This window comes from Enterococcus sp. DIV0187 (assembly GCF_051713785.1).
Classification (GTDB): Bacteria; Bacillota; Bacilli; order Lactobacillales; family Enterococcaceae; genus Enterococcus_A; species Enterococcus_A avium.
In genome coordinates this window covers 3,080,714-3,101,208 of record NZ_JBIOQO010000001.1, presented here as the reverse complement: position 1 = coordinate 3,101,208, position 20,495 = coordinate 3,080,714, and the positions used below count along the sequence as shown (strand labels likewise).

Below are 20,495 nucleotides of genomic sequence, written 5' to 3'. Positions count from 1 at the left end.
AAATCAGTCCCTTGCTTGTTTCGATTCTAATTTTAAAGACCAGCGAATGTTTTATTTAAGACGAATAAACAGAAATAGCCGTAGGAAGCCACCGACCAGATTTTAAAAATCAATACGATCTTCAGATACTCCCGAAAAGAGAGATCCGTCATTCCCGCAACCAGACAGGTTAGGTCATCTGGCAAAAATGGAAATATAAAACAAACAATCAATAGCTTTTTGATGTCTTGAGTATGGTCTTGCAACGTCGTCTCAAATTTCTCAAAATTTTTCTCAGACAGGACGAGCCGAGCAAATCTCGAACCAAAACGGCGAACCAATAGAAACAATCCGACTTCTCCAATCACCAATCCTATATAACTATACAAAACTCCTGGAATATTACCAAACATCAGCATTCCAACAATCGTAGCAAACCCGCCAGGTAAGAAAGGTACAATCGGCTGGATGGCCTGCACAACGATAAAGGCTGCAATAGCAAAGTTACCAAAATTCTTGATAAAATGCTGCAAATCAGCGACAGAACTAAAAATTCCAGAATGTCTAATGTAGATCAATATAATAATAAAGGCAGCTAGGCCAATGGCTGGTGCCATTTGAATAACTTTCTGCTGCCAAGGAGCGCGCTGTTTTGTTTTTTGTGCCATCCTTCCCCTCCTTTATCTGGTTAAGTTGTTTTCTAGCTCATTATTGATAAAATTCACCAATTTGATCAACGTATGGGAGTGATTCTTTTAATGGATAAACGACAAAATCATGCATCATTCCTTCCACAACCTCTAGACGCATCGTGGTTCCTTGACTGCGTTTAATGCGATCCTGCAGCCGCAGTACGTCAGGATATAAAATTTCATCAGTGCCAGCAACGACCAGAAGTTCCCCAAGCTGATCAAAATTACCATAAATCGGCGAAACCATCGGATCGGTCAACGGTAATTCCCCTGCATAATTTTCGCCAGCTTCCGCCAACAAGTCTTTTTCTAATAAAACATCCTTTTTCTGCAATTCCTGAGAACGCGGGTCACTCAATGACGCATCTAACCATGGTGAGGCTAAGGCGATTTTCTTTGGCCGCTTCGGCAGATCAATATTCCGTAGGTGCTGTGCCAGACTCATCGCTAATCCGCCGCCAGCAGAATCACCAAATAGGAAAAAGCAGTCATCTGGATATAAGTACGCCAACTGGCGAAAGGCCAGCTCCGTTAGAGGTACCGTCTTTTCTGCCGTATTCTCAGGTGCTAAGGGATAATCGAAATAGCTTACTTTTAAATTATAGCGTTTCACAAAACGCTCTTGAATTTCTTTATGAAATGGCGATGCTTCTAGCGCATACCCTCCGCCATGTAGATAAAACACATGACGTCTCGTAGGATGACCTGGAAATAACGTGATTAATTGATGTCCATCGATTTCAGCGATTTTTTGCGGGATATCTGTTTGCGAAAGTTGACGGCTAATTAGACGCCGACGTTTTGGCGGATCTACCATTGTTGCTCCCACAAGCTTTTTCATATTGATGACTTTAAAAACATTCTTTACTAATTTTGCTGAATAGCGCATCGCTTTATCCTCCAAATAATTCCCACATAATCGCATAGAACTCGACGTTTCATGCTACAATAGACACGGTGGACTATCGCAGTCTGCTTCTTAAGCATAACGGAATCTGAAGGAGGTGTCCACAATCACAAAACAAAATCGTGAATACCTTTACGATAATATTCGCGGCATCCTGATTTTGCTCGTGGTCTTAGGACACGCGTTGGAATATTTTCGTTTAGATAACAAGGTCGGTGAGTTTCTCTACGTCTTCATCTACCTTTTCCATATGCCGGTTTTTATCTTTATTTCCGGTTATTTCTCAAAAAATCTTAAAAAAGGTCGCTCCACAGCTGTGGAAACCTTCCTTGTCCCTTATCTGCTATTAAATTTAATTTTGACTCTGATCATGCTGGCCATCGGCAAGATCGACCAGTTCATGATCTTAAGTCCAGGCTGGACCCTTTGGTATTTATATTGTATGTTTATCTGGCGTTTATTGCTACCTGACCTCGTAAAAGTACGGAGAATCTTAATTTTAAGTTTTATTATCGGAATTTTCTCCGGTTTTCTGACCGAATTTGGGACCTATATGGCAATGGCACGAACCTTAGGCTTTCTGCCTTATTTTTTAGCGGGGTATTATACGACTCCCGAACACGTCGCTCGAATCCGCAAGATTCCTTTTCGAAGAGCAATCAGTTTTGGAATTATTATTTTTGGAATTATTAACGCTTATCTTTGGACCAAGAATAATTTGCCGCCGGAACTTTTATGGCGAGATCGTGCATATGCGTTCTTTCCCGTTCCTTTACTGCAAAATTTACTGACGATCGTCTTTTTATACGGAATTGGCTTTGCCTTTATTTTCGTCTTTTTGGCCCTCGTTAATAATAAACCTCATTTTTTCACAGCATGGGGACAACGAACCTTGGCTATCTACCTGCTTCATGTTTATCTAGTGGCGCCATTAGTAGAATTTACACAATTTGAAAAAAATCCTCTGCTTCATTTAATTCTCTTAGTTGCTGGCAGCGGCTTTATTACTTATTTACTGTCTCACCCTAAAGTTACAGAAATTCTGCGGAAAACACTTGCACGAATTTTACATTTTATCATGCCAAACAAAAACGGCGACTCGTCATGAGTCGCCGTTTTTCAGTCTAATGGAATTATTCAAAACTGCTTTCTGTTAAGCAAGCTGTAAAGATTTCCTTCACCGCTGCTTCGTCCAATGGCACAAACGCATCGGTCTTAATCGTGCTATGAGCTACCGCTTGTTTCGCCATTTCATCGAATTTCTCCTCATTGATGCCAACTTCTGGCAAGGTCATCGGAATACCGCAGGCCTTGAAGTAATCATATAACTTTTGAATTCCGATACGAGCCGCCAACATTGGAACTTTTTCTTCAACGTTCCAGACATTCCATGCAAAGCTGGCAAATTTATCGACTGTTTCATCATTCAGAGCATATTCCATCCAACGCGGTGTTAAGATTGCTAAACCAACACCATGAGTAATATCATAAAAGGCACTCAATTCATGTTCCATTGGATGACAAGACCATGCGCCGGGTTTGCCGCTGCCAGTTAAGCCGTTCAAGGCTAAGGTACTTGCCCACATCAGGTTCGCCCGGGCATCGTAATCATCAGGATACTTCAACGCGATCGGACAATTTTTGATCACTGAACGCATCAAGCCTTCAGAAACAGAATCTTGGACATCGGTTCCTTCTGTCCGTTTGAAATAATTTTCGATCAAGTGACTCATGATATCAGCCGAGCCTGCCGCTGTTTGATACTTGTTTACGCTAAAAGTATTCTGTGGATCTAAGAAAGAAACCTTTGGAAGCATTGATTTGCTTCCAGTGCCTAATTTTTGATGAGTGGCAAGATTTGAGATTACTGCACCGCTGTTCATTTCACTACCAGTTGCAGCTAATGTCAAAATCGTCACTAATGGTAATGCGCCACCTTGATATTTTCGACGCTGCAAGACTAAATCCCAAGCATCTCCTTCAAATTTAGTCGCCGCCGCGACGACCTTCGCACAGTCAATCGTTGAACCGCCACCGACTGCTAAAATCACGTCAACATTTTCTTTACGACAAATCTCTGCACCACGACGTACTGTTTCTACTCGTGGGTTTGGTTCAACACCGGCTAATTCAAAGACTTCGTTGCCGTTCGCCTTCAGCTGCTCCATCACTTTATCGTATAAACCGATCTTTTTGATACTGCCTCCACCATACACAATCAAGACCTTTTTGCCGTATTGATTTAATACTTCCGGCAATTCGGCCAAGCGATCTTTACCAAAACGAATATCCGTCGTTACATGAAAATCAAAATTCTCCATTTAACTTTCCTCCTACTGTTCACTTCTATCCAATAAGCATAAACTAAAGTTTTCCAGAATGGAACTAAGTTCGCTCAGATATACCTAAGTTATCCGCAAAAAATTCCGTAATCTGATCCATCGTGGCAATCTGAACAAAGTGCCGTTCCTCCGCGCTGACAAAGGTAATATTGTCTTGCGAATTCGCTTTAATAAAATCAGCGGTATGTTGATAAGGCACCTTTTCATCTTCTGTTCCATGCCAAAAGAATAAAGGACGCCCCGCAACTTTTTCCGGAGCTAAGGATAAATCATATGCTTCTAACCACGAAGTCAGTTGCCGATAATCCTTCGGTAAATAGAATCCTAATTCGCCAGCATGCATAGCGATTCGTTCGCGATACTTGATCGGAGCCGGTGAACCCATTACACAAGCAGCTACATTGATTTCCGGATGTTGAGTTAATAGCATGCAGGTGGTAATCCCGCCCATCGAAATCCCGCCAACGCCAATTTTCCCCATGACCAATCCAAGATTTTCAAAATAATCCACCAAAAAACCGAACTCGTACAAATTTGTTTGGATACTATCCCAAAAAGTCAGGGAAGGAATCTCCGAAGTTTTCGTCTTACGTTCACCATGATTCGCTGCATCCGGCAATAGTACACGGAAGTTCTTCGCTGCTAATTTTCGACCTTGAGTCAGCACTAATTCTTTTGCCGTTTGCCAGCCATGATAATAAATAATCAGCGGCAGCGGTTCATAAATTTTGTCTTCTGCGACGACTTCAAGCAAAGGAATATTACCGACTGTGCGTTTGCGTACAACTACTTTCATCTTATTCCTCCTACTAAGCATTTCTTCTATTATACCTAGTATTCTTAAAATACACGAAAAACCGCCCTTCACAAATGAAGAGCGATTAAGATCTTATTTTGCAATCAACGTTTCCAACCCTACATACATCATATCTTTAAAGGTATTTTGACGTTCTTCTGAAGTGGTTTCTTCACCTGTCACCATGTGATCGCTAACCGTCATAATGCCCAAGGTTTGAACATGGAATTTCGCGCCTAAGTAATACAAGATTGCAGCTTCCATCTCAACACCTAAGACACCATATTCCGCTAATTTGAAGGTTGGTGCTAAATCATCTTTGTAGAAGGTATCTTCTGACAATACATTCCCAACATGAGTAGTAAAGCCTTTTTCCATCGCCACTTTATAAGATTTCATCATCAGATCAAAATCAGCAATCGGTGCAAAGTGGAAATCTGGAAAATGTTTTTTCACCATTGAAGAACTTGTCACCGCTCCTTGAGCAATGATCAAATCACGCACGTGAACATCTTTAGACAACGCACCGCAGGTTCCCACACGAATCAATTTTTTCACGCCATAAGATTGGATCAGTTCTTGTGCGTAAATACCAGCAGAAGGCATGCCCATCCCAGTACCTTGTACAGACACACGTTCACCCTTATAAGTTCCTGTGTAGCCTAACATGCCTCGTACATTGTTATAGCATTTCGCATCTTCTAAAAAATTTTCCGCGATAAATTTCGCACGTAACGGATCTCCCGGCAGTAAAATTTTATCTGCGATCTCCCCTTGTTTCGCTTCAATATGAACGCTCATTGTATTCCTCCCAATAATATACTTACTTCTATACGATTATAACACCACTAAGATTTCTTTGATTAATTTCTTGAAGTCTTCTTTGACACGTTCCGTCGTTTCCACAACTTCAGCGTGGTTTAAATTCGCCTGCATACCCGCCGCTAAGTTGGTAATACAAGAAATTCCTAGAACCTTCAGTCCACTGTGAGACGCCACGATGACTTCCGGTACGGTTGACATTCCAACAGCATCCGCGCCCATTGTACGAGCCATCCGAATTTCCGCTGGCGTTTCATAAGTTGGTCCAGTGAAGCCTATGTAGACTCCTTCTTGCAAATCGATAGCCAATTTATTTGCGACTTCACGCGCTTTTTCTTGGTATTCTTTCGTATAAGCTGCACTCATATCTGGGAAGCGTGGACCCATGTTTTCATCATTTGGTCCGATTAACGGATTAGTGCCCATGAAATTGATATGGTCGGTGATCAGCATTAAATTCCCTGGTTGGAAGCCTTCGTTCACGCCGCCTGCAGCATTTGTCACAACCACTGAATGAATGCCTAATGCTGCCATGACACGAACAGGATACGTCACTGTATCCATTGGGTTTCCTTCATAGTAATGGAAGCGACCTTGCATCGCTAATACATTTTTTCCTGACAATTTTCCATAGACTAATTGTCCCGCGTGACCAACCACTGTTGAAACAGGGAAATGTGGAATTTCGTTGTACGGGATCACTACAGGGTTTTCAATTTCTTCTGCTAATTCACCTAGTCCTGAACCTAGGATCAATCCAAATGCAACATCTGCTACTCCTTTTTCTTGAATATAGCTTGCTGTTTGCTGAATTTTATCTTGTAAGTCTGTCATAAACGTCTCCTTATATAGAATATTTTTTATTTCAATAATTTTAAGAAGCTTTCGCCATTTTCTGTCGCTGGCACGTCAAAGTTTTCAGCAATCGTTGCAGCGATATCTGAATAGTAGCCTTGCGGTAATTTCCCTTGTGCCGCCATTTTCTTGCTGTAAACCAATAAGGGTACATATTCACGAGTATGGTCTGTACCAGTAAATGTTGGATCGTTTCCGTGGTCAGCAGTGATCATTAATAGATCGTCGTCTTGCATCGCATCTAAAATTTCTGGAATTCGTAAATCAAATTCTTCAATCGCATGAGCATAGCCGACAACATCCCGACGATGACCAAACAAAGCATCAAAATCAACGAGATTCGTAAAACTCAAGCCAGTAAAATCATTTTTCATTACCTCTAACAACTTGTCAACGCCATCCATGTTGCTCTTTGTACGAACAGCATCCGTAATTCCTTGGCCATTAAAGATATCGTTGATTTTACCAACCGCAATCACATCTTTACCATTGTCTTTTAATGAATCTAAAACAGTTTTACCAAATGGATCAAGGGCATAGTCGTGACGGTTGCTAGTACGTGTGAAGTTACCTGGTTCACCAACATACGGACGTGCGATAATCCGACCAATCATGTAAGGATCGTCCTTCGTAATATCACGAACATATTGACAAATTTTGTACAATTCTTCTAACGGAATGATTTCTTCGTGTGCTGCAATCTGTAATACAGGGTCAGCAGACGTGTAGATAATCAAATCGCCAGTCTTCATTTGTTCTTCGCCAAAGTCCTTGATAACTTCAGTTCCGCTATAAGGCTTGTTGGCACCCATGATAATTCCGCGACCAGAAAACTCAGAGATTTGATCAAGCAATTCTTGTGGGAATCCTTCTGGAAAAACGCGGAAAGGTGTTTGGATATTCAATCCAGCAATTTCCCAATGACCTGTCATTGTGTCCTTACCAACAGAGATTTCTTCCAATTTTGTCGCATAGCCATCATGCTCCGCAACATCCTTCACACCTTTCAGTGGACGAATCGTTCCAAGACCAAGCTGTTCCAAATGCGGAATGTTCAATCCAGCTTCTTCTGCAATATGACCTAAAGTATCTGAACCGACATCTCCAAATTTTTCAGCATCCGGTGCTTCTCCAATACCAACTGAATCCATTACGACTAAGTGAATGCGCTTAAACATTTCTATTCCCTCTTTCTATTTATTTATATCAAAATAAGTAAGACGAATCCCACTTATATATTTAACAAAACCTTTGTGCTGTTAAACTAATTGCCACAGCTCCAGTATATTGGGTTCTTAGTGTTCCGTAAAATAAAAGCTACGCCTTGCTAAATTATGAAACACCCAGCTAATTCGATTTAAAGGATTAACTTTTTTGCCAGTCCGACTTTGAGCAACTGCGAAAGTTGGACTGGCAACTAGCTCAGTTTAGCGGAATTCATTTTTCGAAAACCATGAAAAATGATTCTATCTTCGTACGCATACGATTCCACTACTATAATACGTTTGGACAATTGATTCGCAGCTAATTCGCATTATGGTATTAACTTTTTCAAAAAGCGAAAAAGTTAGTTTGATCCTCATCACGCATACCATCCAACTAAACCTCGCGTATTTATGCCTGCTTTTAAGATTTTATTTTTGCCAGTCCGACCTTGAGCAACTGCGAAAGTTGGACTGGCAAAAAGGGCGCGACTAAGAACATTGTCCCATAGCCCCACCCTTTGAAAACGAAAGAATTATTTTGATTTGATGTAATTGACACCGTCTGCTTTTGGTGCTGCTGCTTTTCCTAAGAAAATGACCAATACCACAATGGTTAAGACGTATGGTGCCGATTGTAGATACACATCTGGAATTTGTGAAATGATCGGTAAGTTTGATCCTGCGATACTCAAGTTTTGCGCGAATCCGAAGAAGATCGCAGCTCCCATCGCACCTAATGGATTCCATTTACCAAAGATCATCGCTGCTAGTGAAATGAACCCTTGACCTGCGATGGTTGTTTGTGCAAAGCGTCCAGCGATGGATTGTGCAAAGACTGCCCCGCCCATTCCGCCAAGGAAACCAGAAATCAACACACCTGAGTAACGTAATGCGTAAACATTGATTCCTAAAGTATCAGCTGCCTGCGGATTTTCACCGACAGAACGTAAACGCAAACCAAAACGCGTTTTAAAGATCACAAACCAAGAAAGTACCGCAATCAAAATTGCAAAGTATGCTGGCAAACTTGTATTTTTAAAGAACAGATCACCAAGTACAGGAATCTTACTTAATCCTGGAAAATCAAAATAACCAAATTGCTGTTGGATCGTGTCTGTTTGACCTTTTCCATAAATCACTTTGATCAAGAAAATCGCTAATGGCGGTGCTAATAAGTTCATTACTGTACCACTGATGATGTGGTCTGCACGGAAGCTAACTGTCGCAACAGCATGCAGTAAGGAGAATGCCATCCCCGCTAAACCACCGACTAAAACACCCAACCAAGGAGTCATTGCACCAAACTGATCGGCAAAAGCTAAGTTAAAGACCACTGAACTAAACGCCCCTGCAACCATGATTCCCTCCAAACCAACGTTAACGATCCCGCTGCGTTCAGAAAAGACGCCACCTAAAGCCGTTAAAATCAACGGTGCTGAATATACAAGTGTCTGAGCAATAATTGAAGCTACTAAATCCATATTCATCAGACTTTGCCCCCTTTTTCAGATTCTTCGTTCGGAGCACTTTCTATTTCTTGGACAGTAGCAACTTCTTTTTTACCGCCCATGACTTTTGCTAGACCAACACGTACGATGTAGTTGATGGCTACGAAGAAGATGATCAACGGAATTACACTATTGGCTAATTCACTTGGAATACCTGAAAACTGCATCCCTTGTCCGCCGAGCTTCAAGATACTGAACAGCAGTGCGGAGAGTAAAATTCCCACTGAGCTTCCGTTTCCTAACAGTGAAACCGCCATTCCGTCAAACCCTATGCTGACTGATGTTCCTTGAACAAAGTAATTCATAAATGTTCCTAGTCCATAAACGACACCACCAAGACCAGCTAAGGTACCTGAAATGATCATGGAGATCACGATCGTGCGTTTACTACTCATCCCTGCATATTCAGAGGCAAAAGGATTCAAACCAACGGAACGAATTTCAAACCCTAGCGTTGTTCGTTTCATTAAGAACCACACAAGCACTAAGAAGACTAACGCTAAAATAATACCCATGTTGACCCGCGAACCGCCAAATAAGTTTGTTAACCAAGGTTCGCGTAATGACGCATTCAAGCCGACACCTTTAGTTACACCCTTGTTTGAAATGATATCTGGTGACATTACATGATTAACGATATGATTCGCTACATACAAAATCACATAGTTCATCATAATGGTTACGATAACTTCACTGGTTCCAAAGAATGCACGCAATAATCCAGGAATCGCTGCAGCCGCAGCTCCGGCTAAAGCACCAGCGATGATCGCTAATGGCAAAACAACGAATTTCGGTGAATCCGGCATGCTTAATGCGACCCAGATACTTGCGACCCAGCCGCAGAGCGCTTGCCCAGACAGCCCGACGTTAAAGAATCCAGCTGAATTGGCTACTGAGAACCCCAGCGCAGTAAAGATTAACGGTCCCGCACCAACCAAAATTTCTCCGATAGACATTTTGCTTTGGAATGCGGAGCTAAACATTGCGTTATAACCTTCGATTGGGTTAAACCCAAATACTAACATCAAAACAGCACCAAGAACAAATCCTAAAATAACTGAAATAATCGGTACTAAAATATTTCTAATTCTTTCTGAGCGATCATTCATTTGTCTCACCAGCCTTTGCTAATTCTGCTCGCGCTTCTTCTAAACTATAGCCGGCCATCAATAGCCCAAGCTCGTTTTCAGAAGTTTCTTTCGGATCTACGATACCAACGATCTCCCCTGCATGAATAACCGCGATACGGTCAGAGACATTTAAAATTTCATCCAGCTCAAAGCTTACTAATAGCACGCCTTTTTGCTTGTCGCGCTGTTCAACCAAACGCTTGTGGATATATTCGATCGCCCCAACATCCAGTCCACGAGTTGGCTGTGATACAATCAGCAGATCTGGATCACGATCGACTTCTCGTGCGATAATCGCTTTTTGCTGATTCCCGCCTGATAGTGAAGCCGCTGGTGCTTTTTCACTGGTTGTCCGTACATCGTATTCTTCAATCAAGCGCTTCGCGTAACGATCAATCTCACCGTAGTTCAAAATACCCGTTTTACTAAATGGTTCATGGTAGTATGATTGCAACGCGATGTTCTCCGATAATGGCAACGGTAAAATCAAACCATATTTATGACGGTCTTCCGGCACGTGTCCGACGCCTGTTTCAGTAATATGACGCGGCGCTTTGCCTGTTACATCTTTTCCGCTAATTGTGACTGTTCCGCTTTCGACTTTACGTAAACCAGTAAGAGCTTGGATCAGCTCTGTCTGTCCATTACCATCGATTCCGGCAATTCCAACAACTTCCCCGCGATGGACATCCAGCGAAAGATTCTTCACTGCCTCTAAGCCGCGACTTTCTTTTACAACAAGATTCTTAATTGAAAGAACGACTTCGCCTGGCGTTGCTGGTACCTTATCTGTTTTGAATGAAACAGAACGTCCCACCATCATATCCGCTAATTGCTGCGAGCTGACATCTTTGACGTCGACCGTTCCTATGTATTGTCCTCGACGAATAACGGAACAGCGATCCGCGACTTTTTTGATTTCATCTAGCTTATGAGTAATCAGAATAATCGATTTGCCCTCATTAATTAGGCCTTCCATAATCGTAATCAGCTCATCAATTTCTTGCGGTGTCAATACAGCCGTTGGTTCATCAAAAATCAGAACATTCGCACCACGATACAAGGTTTTCAAAATTTCGACCCGCTGCTGCATACCCACTGAAATGTCACGGATATAAGCGTCTGGATCAACTTTTAACCCGTATTCTTCAGATAAACGCACGATCTCAGCTTTAGCTTTCTTTTTGTCCAGCATGCCGTTTTTCTTCGGCTCGCTGCCTAAAATAATGTTCTCTGTGACGGTAAAGGCATCCACTAACATGAAATGCTGATGGACCATTCCGATCCCTAATTGATTGGCTTTCGTTGGGCTTGAGATATCGACGGGTTGACCATCCATTAGAATCTCACCAGAAGTTGGCTGTAATAGCCCAGACAAGACATTCATCAATGTTGATTTTCCAGCGCCATTTTCACCTAGAAGCGCGTGAATCTCGCCCTTTCGAATCTGAAGATTGATGTTGTCATTCGCTTTAAACGTACCAAATTGCTTGGTGATATTGCGCATCTCAATGACATTTTGTTCTTCTGTCACTTTCTTTTCACATCCTATCGCTTTTTAAAACCTGACAAAACATTGCAACGCTAAGGGCGTTCTTCCCTTAGACAAATCAAGCACTGGCTGTGACTTGTCTAAAAGAAGAAAACTTTTTTTAAAAGAGGACCATAGCCTCACGCGTTGGAGACTATGGTCACCTGAATAATTATTTCTCAGGAGTTTCTGGAACTTTGATGTCGCCAGCAGAAACTTTTTCTTTTGCTTCTTTAACAGCTGCTTTCGCATCGTCTGAAAGATAGCCGTCTGTTAAATCAACACCGCCGTCTTTCAAACCAAATGATAAGTGTTTGCCGCCAGGGAATTTGTCATTCAATGCATCCGTAGAGATTGATTGAACCGCTGCGCCAACGCCTTTAAGTGTTGAAGTCAAACAGAAGTTGCTTTCTTTACCGTCTTTAGATTTGTATTTGCCATCGTTTTGTTGGTCGCTATCGACACCGATAACCCAAACTTTGTCAGCTTCGTCAGCTTTTTCGTTACGTGCTTTCGCTTCTGAGAAGACCCCTTGACCAGTACCGCCTGAAGCATGATAAATGATGTCTACGCCAGCATTGTACATGTTCGCTGCCAAAGCTTTCCCTTTAGAAGGATCACCAAATGAAGCCGCATATTGTACGTCTACAGAAATGTCTTTGTCTAATTTTTTAGCAGTATCTTTTACCCCTTGAACGAAACCAGCTTCAAAGCGGTCGATTACGGCACCTTCTTCACCACCAACAAAACCTAATTTATTTGATTTTGTTGTTTCAGCTGCTGCTACACCTGCTAGGTAAGCTGCTTCTTGGTCTTTAAATGTTGCCGAAGCAACGTTATCTTTGTCTTCAATCACTGAGTCAATGATAACGAAGTTTGTATCTGGGTTTTGATCTGCTGCTGCTGAGATTGGGTCAGCTAGTAAGTAACCAATCCCGAAAACTGTTTTGAAACCGTTAGTAACAGCTTGTGAAATATTTTGTTCATATTCAGAAGCATCGTTTGATTGGATATAGTTATATCCGCCAGTACCTTTTTTGATATCGTGTTCTTTACCCCATGCTTGAAGACCTTCCCAAGCACTTTGGTTAAATGAACGGTCGTCCACCCCACCAATGTCTGTTACGATTGCTACACTGTGTTTTGCATCGTCTTTGGCCGCTCCGCCTGAAGAATCAGTTGAACCGCCGCCACTACCGCCGCCGCAAGCTCCTAGAGTCAGCAACGCTGCCATTGCTACGGTACCTAGGCCAAATAATTTTGCTTTTTTCATTTCTGTAAAGCCCCCTAAATATGTTTTTTTCAACAGTCCTGCGACTGAATGAACATGGTTTATAAATCTTTGTCAGTAAAGGTATACGGCAGTAACTCTTCAACGGTCATTTCTTTTGTTACTCCGTTGTCACCGACTAAGGTTACTGGCATCGCTGGATCGCAAAATTCCGCCATAACTTGACGACATGCGCCACATGGAGAAATCGGTTCTGGTGTGTGACCAGCGACTACTAAATGACTAAAGGCTTTTTCGCCTTCCGAAACAGCTTTAAAAATAGCTGTTCGTTCTGCGCAATTCGTTAAGCCGTAAGAAGCATTTTCAATATTGATTCCTTGATAGGTTTTTCCTTCCTTCGTCACAAGACATGCGCCGACAGGAAATTTCGAATATGGGACATACGCTTTGCCGAGTGCTTCAACTGCGATATCGATCCATTCTTGCTTACTCATGTGTCATGCCTCCGTTTTTTAGTACCCCGTACCAGAAAGACCGTTCATAATAGCAACTCCTGAGCTGGCACCTAAACGAGTAGCCCCTGCTTCGATCATTGCTGCTGCTTCTTTGGCATTATGGATACCACCGGAAGCCTTAACACCCATTTCTGGACCAACAGTTTCACGCATCAAACGCACATCTTCGACTGTTGCGCCGCCTGTTGAGAATCCCGTAGAGGTTTTTACAAAATCTGCTCCCGCCGCTTTGGCTAATTCGCAGGCTTTGACTTTTTCTTCATTATTTAATAGAGAGGTTTCGATGATCACTTTAACTAAGGCCTTATCTTTTGCGGCTGCTACGACTGCTTCAATGTCTTTTTGAACCTTTTCGTCGTTGCCATCTTTCAGTTCGCCGATATTGATAACCATATCCACTTCATCCGCACCGTTTTGAATCGCGTTTGCTGCTTCGAACGCCTTTGTTTCAGTAGTATTTGCTCCAAGCGGAAAACCGATCACCGTACAAACTGCAACGGGCTCACCCTGTAATTCTTTGGCTGCAAGCGACACCCATGTTGGATTGATGCAGACAGAGTAAAAGCGATATTTCTTAGCTTCTTCAATAATTTTCATTACATCTTCTTTACTGGCATCCGCCTTTAAAATTGTGTGGTCGATCATTCGATTTATTTCCATTTCTGACCCTCGCTTCTTTCATTATAATATACTTTTTATTGTTACAAAAAAGTTTTAAATACTTATTCTGTAATAATATCGTGGATTAAAATAGGCTCTTTTGGCTCTTCACCAATCGAAATATTTTCATAAAGTAATTTTTCTACTTCGTCAATTTCATTGGAGTTCGCGTAGATTGTTAATAGCGATTCGCCTTCAGCAACTTTATCGCCGACTTTTTTATGCAGCTTGATACCAACGGCATGATCGATATCTTCTTCTTTCGTTTTACGTCCCGCGCCTAACAGCATTGCTGCAATCCCAATTTCATTGGCTACTAAATCAGTGACATACCCCGAGGTTTTAGCTGGCAACTCAATTTCATATTTAGCGGTTAGAATCTTGTCCGTTTGATCAATTACTGTTGCATCCCCACCTTGGTCTTTAACCATTTCACGGAATTTTTCTAGCGCCTTACCAGAATGTAGGGCTTCCTCTAACATCGCTCTGGCTTCATCCAACGTCGCCGCTTTACCTGCTAAAACAACCATCTGACTACCTAATACATAGCACATCTCTGTTAGATCAGCTGGTCCTTCTCCTTTCAAGGTATCAATCGCTTCCACGATTTCTAGGCTGTTTCCGATTGCTTGGCCTAACGGCTCAGACATATCCGAAATCACAGCCATCGTTTGACGTCCAGCAAGCTTTCCGATGCGTACCATAGTTTTCGCTAAACGTTTTGCATCATCGATGTTTTTCATAAAGGCACCTTCGCCGGTAGTCACATCCAAAACGATTGCATCTGCACCCGCTGCGATTTTTTTACTCATGATCGAACTGGCAATCAACGGGATGGAATCCACTGTCGCTGTTACATCACGTAATGCGTACAACTTCTTATCCGCTGGAGCCAGATTTCCTGACTGACCGATGACAGCTACTTTACTCTTGTTTACAATATCAACAAATTCTTGATCGGATAATTCGATTTTAAAGCCGGGAATTGATTCGAATTTATCTAAAGTACCTCCAGTAAAACCAAGACCGCGTCCAGACATTTTTGCTACAGGTACGTCTACACTTGCTACAAGTGGCGCAAGAACCAAAGTTGTGGTGTCACCAACACCGCCAGTGGAATGCTTATCCACCTTCACACCCTCAATAGATGACAAATCAATGATGTCTCCTGAGTTTGCCATAGCCAAAGTTAAATGAGAAATTTCCTCATCCGTCATGTCCTGATAAAAGATTGCCATTAATAAAGCGCTCATCTGATAGTCTGGAATACTTCCGTCTGTATAGCCATCAATGATGAAGTCGAGTTCTTCTTTTGATAGGGCATTACCGTCTCTCTTTTTTTCGATCAAATCTACCATTCTCATAGGTTTTCCTCCAAGCTTCAAAAGATATTATACAATAAAATGGCGAAAGGTAAACCACTTTAGTAAAACAGTTTACTAAATACAGAAGCGCTTTCTGTTAGCGCTGCCATCGTTACTATAACGGGTACTGCTCCCGTTGTCAACCCTGATCTACTTTTTTAACACTCTCACGAATAATTAATTTAGTTTGGAAGATTTTATTCGGAATTCGCTGAGAAGGGAAATTAATGGCATCTACTAAAAATTTTGCTGCTGAAAAGCCAATTTCACTGCTCGGCTGAAAGACAGTTGTCAAAGGCGGAACCATGTATTCACTAACTTCTAACCCGTCAAAGCCCACGACCGAAATGTCCTCAGGAATTTTTAATCCCGCTTCATAAATCGCTTGATAGCAACCAAGAGCCATCTCATCATTTCCGCAAAATATCGCCGTGATTTTCTTATTTTTTAATACCTCTCTTGCCGCATGATAACCGCCGGAGATCGTTAATTGTCCAGAACAAATATAGCTTTCTTCAAATGGCAATTTATACTCAAAAACTACCTGCCGATAGGCCTTCACCCGCTCAGTTAATTGATAATAGCCTTGACTCTCTTTTAACATACCTATATGACGATGCCCTTTATCTACCAACATCCGCAGGACTTCTTGTGCCCCGGCATATTCTTCTACTAATAGCTGGCCCCAATCGCGATCGTTCAAGCCTCGGTCGATCAAAACAATCGGGTGTTTACGGTAAAAGTCACTGCCCAACTTGTGTTCTCCCTCAAGATGATTAGGCGTGGCCAACAAAATACCATCTACTGACCGATGTGACAGCTCATTTAAATAACGTTTTTCTTGTTCAATATCGTGGCGAGAGTTACACAAAATGATCATATAACCTAGAGGATTTAAATAACTTTCTACTCCTTCGATCACCTTTGAGAAAAAAAAGTCGGTTACGTCCGGCACGATCATCCCGATCGTTTTTGAATGACGATTAATCAAGTTCGCTGCAAAAAAATCCGGTTTGTATTGATGTTCTTCAACAATGGCTAAAACCTTTCTGCGCGTTTGTTCGCTGAAGCGGCTGCCTTTATTATTTAAAATCTGTGAGACAGTCGTTACTGACACGCCAGCCATCTCAGCGATCTCTTTAATGGTGATCTTCATCACGGTCCCTCTCTTTGCGTTTTTTTTAAGTGTAGCAAAGGAAAAAATAGAAAGAAAGCATTTTTCTTCAAAAGGCCGGACTTCTTGCTTATTCTGTAGGAAAAAAGTGGAATTTAAAGGCTCCTAGAAATAAAAAGTAGTTAAGCAAATAGCAGACGTTTTAGGTGCCATCAAAAATCAGCAAGAATTTATGCATCAATTCTAATTAGCCTACACCGTTTTCGCACGATTCAGATAGTTTTTGAAAAAAGACTATGATGTGCCCAACAAAGACTGCTGGCCATTTTATTTAAATCTATAAAAAGCGAGATAAGATGATTGCGAATTAAACATATAACGAAAAGTATCAAATTCTCTAAAATGATTATGAACCAAAAAAATCTAAGCTGTGATCTTTTTGATAAGCAAAACAGTGAAAAAATGAATCTAGGCGTCGCGAACGCTGCATTTTACAAATGATTCATCTTGGATTATGTAAATTTGGAGCTTTTAAAGTAGGCAAGGTTTTTATCTCGAATTTCAAATAACAGCGATCCAATATTCATCACGATTTTTATAAATAGTTTACTTTCTTTTTCCAGTGCCTATAAATTACAGCTTTCACTTTCTGAAAAAGATGTACTCTGTAACGCAAAAATTAACTGCCGGTACTGTCCATAATGAAGTCTACTCAGACATTGCCAATCAAGTCATTTTAAAAGAGCATCTATAAAATGAACTGCCGCAGAATCAGTTCTTTTCTGCGGCAGTTCTTATTTTATAGTTACATAAATTGCGTACCAAAACCCGAACGTTGGTACAGTAGAAAATGTGAAAACGTTTGATTTATTCATTTACTTAATTAAAAATTAAATATTTGGATAATTCTTCAAAACATAATTTTCAGCCTTCTGACTCCAAATACCATCTGTTTCTGCTAGAATTTCGCCTAATTCTGAATTGTTATCAATCTCTGAAAGTTTTTTCAGTTCAGATTGTTTATGGGTATAAACTAATTTTTTTCCGCCGCCAATCGCTGGTTGATTCAACGTGGTTTCCCCTACTGCATCCAATCCTAGAATATGGGTAACGACATTGGCAACTTTAACTTGCTTATCCTCAATCAATTTTACCGCCTTGCGCATGTCCTCGGTATTACCGCCAGACGTTCCCACAAAGTGCGTAAAGGAATAATGCACATCGTAAAAATTCACCTGCGCCGAAAACTCTTTGTCCTGCGGTCCCGCGAAGAAGTTCAGGCAGCCATCCGGATTCAACATGTCCGCCGCATCCGTTACTACTGGTGCCACTGGAATCATTACAAAGATATCATCGAAGCCTCCATCTGCTTTTTCCTTCAAAAGACTGACTTGATCTTCAACATCTGCTACATTTATATATGAAACTTCAATACCGTTTTGACTTGGATAGAGCTTTTCTGCACGAGCTAATTTTTCCGCATCACGATCGGTAACAACTAATTTCTTTGGTTTGATGGGTCCATGCAAAGCATAATCGATTGCTAATAAACCCATTGGGCCAGTCCCGCCCATGATCAATAGATTCCCATCAGCTTTGATTCCCATCTTGTGTTCATAGGACCCTTCTTTTAAATGATAATTTGCTTCAAAGGCGCCAATTACACAGGATAATGGTTCAATCAGTGAGCCTTCAAAATAGGTATCACCTTTATAAGGGATCAAGCAGTCCTGATTCATGACATCTTCTGAGATCACGATGTAGGTCGCATCGCCGCCAGTGTAAGGATACGAATAGCCGGGACAATCTGGACGATCCGGTAATTGCAAGTTCGCCTGCAAAACATACCGCTCTCCTTTTTTATATTTATGTGCCCATTTGCCGCCAACTTCCAACAGTTCGCCACAAAATTCGTGACCAATAATAATCGGATTTTCCGCAAGATTATTGGGCGCTTTTTTATGATCCGCCCCTTGATTGGCTAACTTCCACGTTGACATACAAATACTATCAGTGATGACTGAAGCCAAAATCTCATTCTCTTTGATTTCAGGCAATTCAAATTCCTCTAAACGTAAATCCTTCTTACCATATAAACGTACTGCTTTCGTTTTCACTACTGCTCCCCCTAATTTCTTCTATAATATTATGCTAAAATTCCTAACCAATAACCGATGATTCCTACTGCAAACAACACAAAAATCAAAACGATTGGGCTGACTTTTTTCTTTAGTAAATACATCATCAACAAGGTCAAACCTAACGCTGGTAAACCTGGAACTAAATCATCCAAAACATTTTGCACAGTTGTAATAACTGTTTTGCCATCCGCACCTGGTGTTTTCGATACGACTAGCGGTATATTGACAGTGGTCCATTTCGTTACCAGAACCCCCATGATGAATAATCCTAAAATTGTCGCACCTTCAGTCAATTTCTGTAATAAATTGCCCGACAGATCTTTAACAATATCCATCCCTTTACTGAAGCCGTAAGTCAATCCAAACCATTTCATCGCCAAGCGAATCACGTTAAAAGCTACGAAGAATAAAATTGGTCCCATCACATTTCCAGATAAAGCCAACGAGGCACCTAATGCTGCGGTGATCGGACGTAAGGTTCCCCAAACTAATGGATCGCCGACACCAGCTAAAGGTCCCATCAACCCAACCTTTAAGCTATTGATTGTCCCATCATCGATATCCGCACCGCTTGCTCGTGCTTCCTCCATCGCCATCGTTACGCCGATAACAGGTCCGCAAACAGCTGGTGTCGTATTAAAGAAAGTCAAATGGCGTTTCAAGGCTTCTGCTTGTTCTTCTTTGGTTTTATACACTCGACGGATTGTCGGAATCATATCCACACAAAAAGCCAACGCATGAATCCGTTCAAAGTTAAAGGACGCCTGCTGGAAGTTTGAAAAGACAAACGTTGTCATCAAATCTTTTTTCGTTAATTGCGATTGCGCATAAATATCTTTTTTCGTTTCTACTGTTGAAGTATTTTCCATTTGTACTCCTCCTTAATCTTCCAGCTCATCATCGGCTAACTCGCCGGCGACAACTGCTGCGACCTGATTTCCTTGAACCTCGTTTTTCTTAAAGTTCGGATTTAACTGCACGTAAATCAATGCAGTAATTAGCCCGATAATTCCAAACGCCAACAAACTAAACTCTAAATAACCGCCCATGACAAATCCAAGATAGAAGAAAGGCATCAAATATGCCACGCTCATCATATTCAAGACCATCGCATATCCGACAACTACGATGAACCCACCGGCAACTGCTAAACCTCCTGTGATTACATCTGGTATCATGTTCAACATATTTGTCACCATCTCAGCGTTAACAAAAGCCGCCACAATCGTAGCTGGGATTGCTACTCGTAAAGCTTGAATGAATAAGGCACTGAAATGAAGGAAGATAATCTTATTGAAATTTGCTTTTTCCGCTTCACGATCCGCTGCGTGTTGAAAAGCTACCGTGATTGTCCGTGCGATAACCGTCAATACTTGCCCCGCCGCTGCCACTGGCAACGCAATCGCAATTCCGGATTGAATATCCTGCTGACCAACAACGACTAATATAGTAGAAATCACACTCGCCAGAGCTGAATCCGGTGACTGCGCCGCCCCAATATTCATCCAGCCTAGAGCAATCAATTCTAATGTTCCTCCTAGAATAATTCCCGTCTGCACATCGCCTAAAATCAGACCAACCATCGTACACGCAATCAACGGTCGATGCGTCTGAAATTCATCTAACACACTGCCCATCCCGCAAATACAAGAAAAAAGAAAAATAAGTACAATCTGCAACGCTGATAATTCCATTATTGTGTC

General features: G+C 41.6%; 19 protein-coding genes. 1 reads left to right on the top strand and 18 read right to left on the bottom strand.

Translation table 11 applies throughout. The annotated features are described in order from the left end of the window. Nucleotides 1-32: 32 nt before the first annotated feature. Nucleotides 33-647: a TVP38/TMEM64 family protein gene (locus IGI52_RS15210; RefSeq protein WP_016181649.1), complete on the bottom strand. Its 615-nt coding sequence runs from the start codon at nucleotides 645-647 to the stop codon at nucleotides 33-35. Nucleotides 648-687: 40 nt separating this feature from the next. Beyond that, nucleotides 688-1,560 carry an alpha/beta hydrolase fold domain-containing protein gene (locus tag IGI52_RS15205; protein ID WP_016181650.1) on the bottom strand — a complete coding sequence of 291 codons (873 nt, stop codon included), beginning with the start codon at nucleotides 1,558-1,560 and terminating at the stop codon, nucleotides 688-690. Between the two features lie 115 nt (nucleotides 1,561-1,675). Here IGI52_RS15205 and IGI52_RS15200 point away from each other — a divergent pair, with 115 nt between their 5' ends. Further along, nucleotides 1,676-2,686 (top strand): acyltransferase family protein, encoded by a 1,011-nt coding sequence (locus tag IGI52_RS15200; protein ID WP_016181651.1) that lies wholly within the window; start codon nucleotides 1,676-1,678, stop codon nucleotides 2,684-2,686. Nucleotides 2,687-2,711: 25 nt separating this feature from the next. Here IGI52_RS15200 and IGI52_RS15195 read toward each other — a convergent pair whose 3' ends face one another. From IGI52_RS15195 to IGI52_RS15120, 16 genes are all read right to left on the bottom strand, one after another. Next, nucleotides 2,712-3,899 (bottom strand): iron-containing alcohol dehydrogenase, encoded by a 1,188-nt coding sequence (locus IGI52_RS15195; protein ID WP_016181652.1) that lies wholly within the window; start codon nucleotides 3,897-3,899, stop codon nucleotides 2,712-2,714. A gap of 64 nt (nucleotides 3,900-3,963) precedes the next feature. Continuing rightward, nucleotides 3,964-4,716: an alpha/beta fold hydrolase gene (locus tag IGI52_RS15190; RefSeq protein ID WP_016181653.1), complete on the bottom strand. Its 753-nt coding sequence runs from the start codon at nucleotides 4,714-4,716 to the stop codon at nucleotides 3,964-3,966. Nucleotides 4,717-4,809: 93 nt separating this feature from the next. Then, nucleotides 4,810-5,517, bottom strand: a complete 708-nt coding sequence (gene deoD, locus IGI52_RS15185; protein WP_016181654.1) for a purine-nucleoside phosphorylase — start codon at nucleotides 5,515-5,517, stop codon at nucleotides 4,810-4,812. A gap of 36 nt (nucleotides 5,518-5,553) precedes the next feature. After that, nucleotides 5,554-6,372 carry a purine-nucleoside phosphorylase gene (locus tag IGI52_RS15180; RefSeq protein WP_016181655.1) on the bottom strand — a complete coding sequence of 273 codons (819 nt, stop codon included), beginning with the start codon at nucleotides 6,370-6,372 and terminating at the stop codon, nucleotides 5,554-5,556. Nucleotides 6,373-6,398: 26 nt separating this feature from the next. Next, a complete protein-coding gene (gene deoB / locus IGI52_RS15175) occupies nucleotides 6,399-7,571 on the bottom strand; it encodes a phosphopentomutase (RefSeq protein WP_016181656.1) in 1,173 nt (390 codons plus the stop codon). Nucleotides 7,572-8,131: 560 nt separating this feature from the next. Further along, on the bottom strand, nucleotides 8,132-9,085 hold the full coding sequence (locus tag IGI52_RS15170) for an ABC transporter permease (protein WP_016181657.1): 954 nt from the start codon (nucleotides 9,083-9,085) through the stop codon (nucleotides 8,132-8,134). Next, nucleotides 9,085-10,215, bottom strand: a complete 1,131-nt coding sequence (locus tag IGI52_RS15165) for an ABC transporter permease (protein ID WP_016181658.1) — start codon at nucleotides 10,213-10,215, stop codon at nucleotides 9,085-9,087. The genes IGI52_RS15170 and IGI52_RS15165 overlap by 1 nt, the downstream gene beginning before the upstream one ends. Then, nucleotides 10,208-11,743: an ABC transporter ATP-binding protein gene (locus IGI52_RS15160; RefSeq protein ID WP_172702342.1), complete on the bottom strand. Its 1,536-nt coding sequence runs from the start codon at nucleotides 11,741-11,743 to the stop codon at nucleotides 10,208-10,210. Before IGI52_RS15160 ends, IGI52_RS15165 begins: the two co-directional genes overlap by 8 nt. 196 nt (nucleotides 11,744-11,939) lie before the next feature. After that, nucleotides 11,940-13,040, bottom strand: a complete 1,101-nt coding sequence (locus IGI52_RS15155; protein ID WP_016181660.1) for a BMP family lipoprotein — start codon at nucleotides 13,038-13,040, stop codon at nucleotides 11,940-11,942. A gap of 59 nt (nucleotides 13,041-13,099) precedes the next feature. Beyond that, on the bottom strand, nucleotides 13,100-13,492 hold the full coding sequence (locus IGI52_RS15150) for a cytidine deaminase (protein WP_016181661.1): 393 nt from the start codon (nucleotides 13,490-13,492) through the stop codon (nucleotides 13,100-13,102). An 18-nt stretch (nucleotides 13,493-13,510) separates the two neighbouring features. Further along, a complete protein-coding gene (gene deoC, locus IGI52_RS15145) occupies nucleotides 13,511-14,173 on the bottom strand; it encodes a deoxyribose-phosphate aldolase (protein WP_016181662.1) in 663 nt (220 codons plus the stop codon). Between the two features lie 62 nt (nucleotides 14,174-14,235). Next, nucleotides 14,236-15,537: a pyrimidine-nucleoside phosphorylase gene (locus IGI52_RS15140; protein WP_016181663.1), complete on the bottom strand. Its 1,302-nt coding sequence runs from the start codon at nucleotides 15,535-15,537 to the stop codon at nucleotides 14,236-14,238. Between the two features lie 139 nt (nucleotides 15,538-15,676). After that, a complete protein-coding gene (locus IGI52_RS15135; protein ID WP_016181664.1) occupies nucleotides 15,677-16,693 on the bottom strand; it encodes a LacI family DNA-binding transcriptional regulator in 1,017 nt (338 codons plus the stop codon). An 848-nt stretch (nucleotides 16,694-17,541) separates the two neighbouring features. Next, a complete protein-coding gene (locus IGI52_RS15130) occupies nucleotides 17,542-18,768 on the bottom strand; it encodes a zinc-binding dehydrogenase (RefSeq protein WP_311893613.1) in 1,227 nt (408 codons plus the stop codon). A 29-nt stretch (nucleotides 18,769-18,797) separates the two neighbouring features. Continuing rightward, nucleotides 18,798-19,661, bottom strand: coding sequence for a PTS system mannose/fructose/sorbose family transporter subunit IID (locus tag IGI52_RS15125; RefSeq protein WP_016181666.1), 864 nt, complete (start codon nucleotides 19,659-19,661; stop codon nucleotides 18,798-18,800). Nucleotides 19,662-19,673: 12 nt separating this feature from the next. Then, nucleotides 19,674-20,486, bottom strand: a complete 813-nt coding sequence (locus IGI52_RS15120) for a PTS mannose/fructose/sorbose transporter subunit IIC (protein ID WP_016181667.1) — start codon at nucleotides 20,484-20,486, stop codon at nucleotides 19,674-19,676. Nucleotides 20,487-20,495 lie beyond the last annotated feature (9 nt).

Bases quoted from the DNA above. Each gene is read 5' to 3' on its own strand.
- IGI52_RS15125 (WP_016181666.1), bottom strand. From the start codon at position 19,661: ATGGAAAATACTTCAACAGTAGAAACGAAAAAAGATATTTATGCGCAA.
- IGI52_RS15150 (WP_016181661.1), bottom strand. From the start codon at position 13,492: ATGAGTAAGCAAGAATGGATCGATATCGCAGTTGAAGCACTCGGCAAA.
- IGI52_RS15165 (WP_016181658.1), bottom strand. From the start codon at position 10,215: ATGAATGATCGCTCAGAAAGAATTAGAAATATTTTAGTACCGATTATT.
- IGI52_RS15170 (WP_016181657.1), bottom strand. From the start codon at position 9,085: ATGAATATGGATTTAGTAGCTTCAATTATTGCTCAGACACTTGTATAT.
- IGI52_RS15140 (WP_016181663.1), bottom strand. From the start codon at position 15,537: ATGAGAATGGTAGATTTGATCGAAAAAAAGAGAGACGGTAATGCCCTA.
- IGI52_RS15205 (WP_016181650.1), bottom strand. From the start codon at position 1,560: ATGCGCTATTCAGCAAAATTAGTAAAGAATGTTTTTAAAGTCATCAAT.
- IGI52_RS15210 (WP_016181649.1), bottom strand. From the start codon at position 647: ATGGCACAAAAAACAAAACAGCGCGCTCCTTGGCAGCAGAAAGTTATT.
- IGI52_RS15135 (WP_016181664.1), bottom strand. From the start codon at position 16,693: ATGAAGATCACCATTAAAGAGATCGCTGAGATGGCTGGCGTGTCAGTA.
- IGI52_RS15120 (WP_016181667.1), bottom strand. From the start codon at position 20,486: ATGGAATTATCAGCGTTGCAGATTGTACTTATTTTTCTTTTTTCTTGT.
- IGI52_RS15155 (WP_016181660.1), bottom strand. From the start codon at position 13,040: ATGAAAAAAGCAAAATTATTTGGCCTAGGTACCGTAGCAATGGCAGCG.
- IGI52_RS15195 (WP_016181652.1), bottom strand. From the start codon at position 3,899: ATGGAGAATTTTGATTTTCATGTAACGACGGATATTCGTTTTGGTAAA.
- IGI52_RS15160 (WP_172702342.1), bottom strand. From the start codon at position 11,743: ATGCGCAATATCACCAAGCAATTTGGTACGTTTAAAGCGAATGACAAC.
- deoD (WP_016181654.1), bottom strand. From the start codon at position 5,517: ATGAGCGTTCATATTGAAGCGAAACAAGGGGAGATCGCAGATAAAATT.
- deoC (WP_016181662.1), bottom strand. From the start codon at position 14,173: ATGGAAATAAATCGAATGATCGACCACACAATTTTAAAGGCGGATGCC.
- IGI52_RS15190 (WP_016181653.1), bottom strand. From the start codon at position 4,716: ATGAAAGTAGTTGTACGCAAACGCACAGTCGGTAATATTCCTTTGCTT.
- deoB (WP_016181656.1), bottom strand. From the start codon at position 7,571: ATGTTTAAGCGCATTCACTTAGTCGTAATGGATTCAGTTGGTATTGGA.
- IGI52_RS15180 (WP_016181655.1), bottom strand. From the start codon at position 6,372: ATGACAGACTTACAAGATAAAATTCAGCAAACAGCAAGCTATATTCAA.